Source organism: Neobacillus sp., assembly GCF_031988165.1.
Taxonomy (GTDB): domain Bacteria; phylum Bacillota; class Bacilli; order Bacillales; family Cytobacillaceae; genus Neobacillus; species Neobacillus rhizosphaerae.
Genome location: NZ_DALZYO010000082.1, coordinates 1 through 6,549, shown reverse-complemented (window position 1 = coordinate 6,549; position 6,549 = coordinate 1). Strand labels below are relative to the sequence as shown.

Genomic DNA, 6,549 nt, shown 5'->3' with positions numbered 1-6,549 from the left:
AACTTCCTGTATTTCACGAGCTAAATGCTTATAACAGAACTTGTCGCGCGCACCCTTTAGCTTAAGTACAATATTTCACAATCTGCTTTGTTACTAAAAAATGCGATGCTTTAATTAGGCATTTAGTAAAAATCTTATGGCTATGTTTTAAAATTTATTCATAAACAATTTTTAGAGAGTCCACTTTATACCCCTCAGCAATGGCATGGAAATTATGCTGTGATTTTTGAGCAGAGGTTTTCGCTAGATATAGTGTCCCTTCCTTGCCGTTAACTTCAATATAGTTTACAAGGTATCCTTTTTTTACATATATATACCAATTACCATTTAATTCGAGCACCGTTGTTTCATTTGTTTTCTTCTTTGCTTCTTCCCATTGTCCCTTTAACTCTTCAGGGATTAACTCATCAATATTACCAGTTGTCATCATAGGTCCTTCTTGGCGTAACATATTATTATTTTTATATCCTTCTAAATTCGGTGTAAATTTTTTACTGTCAATAGGCACATTAACCTCCAGTTTTGTCGGGTGTAAGTAATCAACAATATCGCCATTAGCGTTATAAGTCTCATACTTAACTAAAATCCCTGTATCCTTATCCACCCAAAAGCGGAATGATTGGAAATCTCTATGGTTTTTAGTCCCTTTTATCACAAGCGTGTTATGACCAAGTAATTCCTCATTTTGTTTTTCTATTTCCCATTTACTTAAATCTCGTGTATAGTTTGAGGCAATCTCATAAGGAAACAAGGTTTCATTTGCAGTCCCAAATGGGGGTCTTTCTCTATGATTGGTTAGGGGCTTTCCATCAAAAGCCGTTGAAAATGCTTGATCTAATGTTAGTGTAGTTCCTCTTTGTTGGCTGCCTTCCAGTACTCGCGATTCCATATAGGTTTTTGAGGATTCATTAAGCGACCATAGAATTCCATCTTTATAAAATTCTTGAGAAGAAATTTCACCAGTATCAAGTGTTCTTTTGCCATATCCTCCTGGTTCATGTTTTAAGCTAATAGCATATTCAACTATCTCATAACCTGGATTAAAGCTATAATGAATTTTATATTCGCCTCTAGCTGTTTCAAAATAATCTACCGTGTTGATCATTTTAGTTAAGATCTCTTCTTTAGTCATTTCATCATATTTTTCTTCTTGCTTAGGTGGTATATATGCCGTTTTCTGATTTAAAGGTTTATTTAATGATTCTTGCTTATTTTCCTTTTGCTCATTAGCTTGTTGCGCTTCTGGTCCATTAAATAAATTTAGCTGCGTTCCAACAAAATATGTGATACCTAAAAACATGATAGAAACGACTGAAATACTAAGCAGAGAATTAAACTTATTTTTCAGTGTAGACACTTGCTTTTGAAATTTAGATTTTTTAATCGAATTCAAAACTTTTTGATACTGCTTATCATCAAAATAAACATCTCTTAGAATGGTGTCATCCATTTTTTCTTTTAAATTTTCCAATTTATTTTCCACTAATTGCCCACACTCCTTCATAACTTTCTTTTAATTTCTGGCGTCCACGATGCAATCTAGTTTTAACCGTATTGGGATTAATCTTTAACATGTCCGATATTTCCTCAATTAAAAACTCCTGATAATAAAATAAAATAATGACCTCTCTTAATTTCACTGGCAGCTCTATTACCTGTTTTGATATTAATTCATTTTCCTCTCCACCCAAAAATTGATTTTCAAGAGAAATATTTGCTTGTTTAGGTCTAAAAAAGTCTGTAAAGTACAAATTTTTAAAGGACCAGCTTTTCAAAACATCTTTACATCTGTTCACAGTAATTCGTATTATCCATGTTTTATAAGATGATTCATTTCGAAAGGTATCCATTTTTTCATAGCACTTGATAAATACATCTTGTGCCACATCCTCAGCCAGTTGTTTTTGTTTCAAATAAGTATAAGCTAGTCTAATAACATCATTGCCATAAGCCTCCATTAACCATTTGAGCTTTTCTTCTCGATTTAAATTATTTATGGGTTCTGATTTTGAGTCATCTACTATGTCGATCATTTTTCTCCTCCGATCCTTATTTTTTATAATTAGACGATTCGATTTTTATAAAGGTTCTATTTTTAATTTTTCATAAAAAAATCTTAAGAAAATCAATTTGTTATCAATTAAAAAAGCCACCAAAAATGGCAGCAGTTTACTTTGGCTCAATTCAATATTACCTTCTTGAGACTGTGTTTAGAATAATTTTCTTATTCAACTAAAACTGACCCTTTAATTTAAGTCCATTTCTTCACGATCTCACATTAAATTTTAACATAAATATCCAGTTTTGTTTAGAAATCTTATTCCATTAAATGGCCCTTTACAAAAAGAAAGAGTACAATTCTTATTCTGTAATTGCGTCCTTTAATGGAATAACAAAAATAGAAACACGGATGCAAATAAGCTTATTTTCTTCAACTAACGCACCCGTTTGTTTAAGTACAATTATTCACAAACTCAAAATTTCTGCTACATAATCGACGTTTTAATACCACCTTAATTATTGGGGAAAATACCTTTGAGGTGATTAGAGTGATTAAAAAGGTTTTAAAAAGTTTTTGTATTTTTATACTATATACAACCAATGCTATGGCTCAAACTAATCATCAAATACAAATTATCGATATAAAAAAAGGTAAAGTTATAAAAAATGTTCAAAAAAACCCTGATTTACAACAAGAAGTAGAGAAATTTCTTGATGGAATAACAGGGGTTTACGTGAAATTGAACCCATATCCTAATAATGGGTTTGTGATAAAAATCCCTTTAGAACCTAATGTTACGGTTAAAAATCAATGGTTCAATGACCTTGTAGATGAAGTAATGATTATTTTTCCTGTTCAAGAAAATCCATATTTATTGATTTTTGACAATGAGAACCAACCACATTTCTTTAAATTTCAAGGCAATACAAGCAATTTCTTGGGATTATTGAATTTTAAGCCATAAACCTCAGAAATGAGGTTTATTTTATGCATCTTATAAATCTGAATCGTTAGAGCAAAATAAGAAAAAGGCTGCCGTAGCAACCTAACCTTTTTTTCGCTAAAGCACCCGTTAGCTTAACATTTAGCGTCTACTTACATAACTTCAATCTCAATTAATTCCCATACTTCCTTAATGAATTTATTATCCAGCTTCACTTTTCGAAGTAAATCTTGAAGATCTTCTCCTATGATTTCACTAGTTGAATCATGGAACTTCCAAAACATAAATTGACCAGTTCCACGACCTATATAGTATGTTTCGTCTTTATAAATAAAATGAATCTCTTCACCTATACTTAAATATTCAAGAAATTCCTCATAACTGTAATGTTCCATATGTTTGCACTCCTTTTCTTGAACTCAAGCACCCGTTACTTGAATAAGTTCTTTAAACATTTAAGTGACTTTTTCCTTCTTCAGTTAGCACAAACCAATAGTCTTCTTCGAATTCGTCATTACTGTCTTTAAAGTTCACTTTGCCACCAGACGGGTCATCGAATAGTTTTACTAACCCCATATCGAGTAAAGTACCTAACCTTGATTTTATCTGTTCTCTAGTTTGGGTTATACCTTTATAATTTAGATAATTTTCAACTTGAAAAAAAGTATTTTCTTCATCAATGAATGTTCTTAAAATCATCTTATCTAAGTCAGTCATTTACTCACCTCAACCTTAAACCGCACTTGATTTGCACTTTTATTTTTTCATACCTTTTTTATTAAGGATTCATTAAAAACTTTAGTTATTTCTGCATATCCAACGATATGGGATGCTTCTTGTATAGATATTATTTTTCCAATCCATAAACAGTTTGGATACGCATCTGGGGTAATAAATGTAATTGTTCCTAACACTGTTTCACCTAATTCAACCTTTTCCTTGTTATAGTAATGATGTACCCCAGTTGTTAAATAATCCTCGTTTACCAAATGGGCTGGACGATACCCTGAATAAACAGGAGATGTTCTTCCACCTTCGTCAGCTTTTAAGAATGTTATTTTCGCTTCTATATCTGCCATACAAAAACTCCTATTTTTACTACTATTTTAACACGTCTTATTGCACTAACCTGCCAGTTAGCTGAAGAAGAAAAAACGTCTCCACTTATTGTAGAAACGCTACCTGTTAGTTCAAGTAGGCACTAGTGCAACTTTTATTTATTTATCTACACCTGCATCTATTTTCCAGCTATTTTGCAACTTCCGGATATAAATGATCTGACCAATGTGATATGCGTTATGAGATGACACATTTCCGAGTATTGCCCACCATTTCACGTGTCCAGGATAACCATTAACTTCTCTCTCAACTTTTTCTTCAGATAATAACTCTTGCCAACGTAAAAGCACCTCTAATAGTTGTTTTTTTAAGTCAGCAAAAGTATGATTTTCAGGAATAATAAAGCTGTTATTATTATTTCCTATTGAAGGCACAGCATCAACGTGAGATTTTTGGTACCTTGTTTGCCATGTTTGATTCCAATATAGTAGATGCTGCACAATTTCAGAAATACTATTACTTTCTTCGTTTGGCTTCCAAAATGCATGTTCCTCAGACAATCTTTCTACTGAATCTGAAAATGGTAGGTACCAACTTGGGTCATTAGCATTTGCCAACAACTGATCCGATAAAACATCTTTTGCATGAACCATAACAAACACTCCTAATTTTTTTATACTGTTTTTTCTAAATCTTTAAACAATGTCATCTTATTATATTCTACATAGCATATTGATTGTCCTGTTCTTATTAAGCTAACCTGCCAGTTACTTCAATAAGAAAAAAGGACCGCTGCCTTTACGATCCTTCTTAAATTATAGTCACCGTTACTATTTATTATCTTCTAAAATCAAAAGTGTCATCAGGCACACTTAATTTGTGACCATTGATTTCAACCGTATTATTATTTATCCAATTAATGCTTGCTGAATATTCACGATAATTCCAATAAATATTCTTTGGTTTCCTTTTCTCTTTATTAAAATTTAATTCTCCACGAACTGCATCGCCTACGGTAGCTCCACCAGAAGAAACATAAGCTTTTATCGTCCAAGTTCCATCAGGAGAGTCCATTTCTGAAATCAAATCACCCTGAGGTAAACGGTTCATATCAAAAAATGCCCAATACACTCCATATCCAATTAATCCAAACGATAATAAAGGAATCAAAATGACAAGTGTAATGATTTGTTTCTTCTTCATTTTTCTCCTCCTAGCCTAACAGTTTTACAAGAGACTTTCTGAGGATAATTTTACCATAAGTATACATAGAATATCTATGTGTAATAAAATAATTTTTATTGAACTATCCTGCCATTTAGTACAATAAGAAAAAGGGATTGCCGCAGCAGTCCCATTCTTATACTCTTGCACCCCTATAGTAAGAAGAGAAGGTATGAATAGTCTAATTTAACACTTATAATACCTCATAGACTAAGGTATTCCTACACTTTAGAAGAAAAAGCATTGCTGAACAACATAAATTCAACCTTCACTCTATATTTCTGCAAACGTGGTAAAATGATGTTAGTATTGATTATAGCTATTCATTTTCCCAAAGGAAGGTTTACCCATATGATATATTTAAAAAGCTTTAAACTTTCCCCTCATACAGTCAAGAACCCTAATGCCTATCCATACAATGTGTTTAGAAAAATAACTGGAGAAGTGTTTGTCTTTAATAACATTACAGTTTTGTATGGTAACAACGGTTCGGGCAAGTCCACGCTGTTAAATTTAATAGCAAACAAGCTGAATATTACGGGGGCTGAGGACCTTACAAATAATGGTTATAATACATACCCGCCAGATTACATGATGGATTGTTCATACAGCCTAGGCGAAAATAAGAGTGACGGAGAGTCAAATCGAATACCGCCTAATAGTCAGTACATCAAAAGCGAAGATATTTTATATGAGATTAAGAAGATTCAGCAGGAAGCAGTTCTTAAGGAAGGTTACATGTACCAGCACTCTAAATTGGGGTATACTAAGGAAAATTTGGAAAAGTTGAAACACTCTTCACAGATGTACAAACAAATCGAGATTATGAAGTTTGCCAATGAGAAGTATTCTAACGGAGAAACATCCATGCAAATATTTGATGAGTATCTTGCCCCTAATGGATTATACCTGCTCGATGAACCTGAAACATCTCTTTCACCGACAAACCAAATTCAGTTGGCGGAAGAAATCAATAAACAGGCTAGATTTTTTAACTGTCAGTTTGTTATAGCGACACATTCGCCATTTATGTTGGGAACACTAGATGCTAAAATCTATAATCTTGACGCTCCCCTTTTGAGAACCTATAGATGGACGGAACTTGAAAATGTAAGGTATTTCTACGACTTTTTCAGAGACCGTAAGAATGAATTTGAATAAATGACAGAAACATTTTTGGGCACTTCAGAAGGCATATAATAAAGGAACCAACAAAAATGTCAAATTATTTACTTTTGTAGGTTCCATTATTGAACTATTCTGCCACGTTAGTTTAAGTAAAAACCTTCACAATCTTTACTCTATATTTCAACATAAATAT

General features: G+C 32.6%; 9 protein-coding genes. 2 read left to right on the top strand and 7 right to left on the bottom strand.

Annotation, left to right across the window (positions count from 1 at the left end; genetic code table 11):
- Positions 1 to 154: 154 nt before the first annotated feature.
- Positions 155 to 1,483, bottom strand: a complete 1,329-nt coding sequence (locus tag RTR43_RS25255) for a sigma-E factor regulatory protein RseB domain-containing protein (RefSeq protein ID WP_312476767.1) — start codon at positions 1,481 to 1,483, stop codon at positions 155 to 157.
- Positions 1,473 to 2,033 (bottom strand): sigma-70 family RNA polymerase sigma factor, encoded by a 561-nt coding sequence (locus RTR43_RS25250; RefSeq protein ID WP_312476764.1) that lies wholly within the window; start codon positions 2,031 to 2,033, stop codon positions 1,473 to 1,475. The genes RTR43_RS25255 and RTR43_RS25250 overlap by 11 nt, the downstream gene beginning before the upstream one ends.
- A 516-nt stretch (positions 2,034 to 2,549) precedes the next feature.
- Here RTR43_RS25250 and RTR43_RS25245 point away from each other — a divergent pair.
- Entirely contained in the window at positions 2,550 to 2,966 is a 417-nt protein-coding gene (locus tag RTR43_RS25245; protein ID WP_312476762.1) for a hypothetical protein, read from the top strand.
- Positions 2,967 to 3,097: 131 nt separating this feature from the next.
- Here RTR43_RS25245 and RTR43_RS25240 read toward each other — a convergent pair whose 3' ends face one another.
- From RTR43_RS25240 to RTR43_RS25220, 5 genes are all read right to left on the bottom strand, one after another.
- Positions 3,098 to 3,340, bottom strand: a complete 243-nt coding sequence (locus RTR43_RS25240) for a hypothetical protein (RefSeq protein WP_312476761.1) — start codon at positions 3,338 to 3,340, stop codon at positions 3,098 to 3,100.
- A 52-nt stretch (positions 3,341 to 3,392) separates the two neighbouring features.
- On the bottom strand, positions 3,393 to 3,662 hold the full coding sequence (locus RTR43_RS25235; RefSeq protein WP_312476759.1) for a hypothetical protein: 270 nt from the start codon (positions 3,660 to 3,662) through the stop codon (positions 3,393 to 3,395).
- Between the two features lie 47 nt (positions 3,663 to 3,709).
- The gene (locus RTR43_RS25230; protein ID WP_312476757.1) at positions 3,710 to 4,024 is read right to left on the bottom strand and encodes a hypothetical protein; all 315 of its coding nucleotides are present in this window, start codon (positions 4,022 to 4,024) and stop codon (positions 3,710 to 3,712) included.
- A gap of 138 nt (positions 4,025 to 4,162) precedes the next feature.
- Positions 4,163 to 4,657 carry a DinB family protein gene (locus RTR43_RS25225; protein ID WP_312476756.1) on the bottom strand — a complete coding sequence of 165 codons (495 nt, stop codon included), beginning with the start codon at positions 4,655 to 4,657 and terminating at the stop codon, positions 4,163 to 4,165.
- A gap of 184 nt (positions 4,658 to 4,841) precedes the next feature.
- Positions 4,842 to 5,207, bottom strand: coding sequence for a DUF5412 domain-containing protein (locus RTR43_RS25220; RefSeq protein WP_312476754.1), 366 nt, complete (start codon positions 5,205 to 5,207; stop codon positions 4,842 to 4,844).
- 372 nt (positions 5,208 to 5,579) lie between these two features.
- Here RTR43_RS25220 and RTR43_RS25215 point away from each other — a divergent pair, with 372 nt between their 5' ends.
- Positions 5,580 to 6,389: an AAA family ATPase gene (locus RTR43_RS25215; RefSeq protein ID WP_312476751.1), complete on the top strand. Its 810-nt coding sequence runs from the start codon at positions 5,580 to 5,582 to the stop codon at positions 6,387 to 6,389.
- Positions 6,390 to 6,549: the final 160 nt, after the last annotated feature.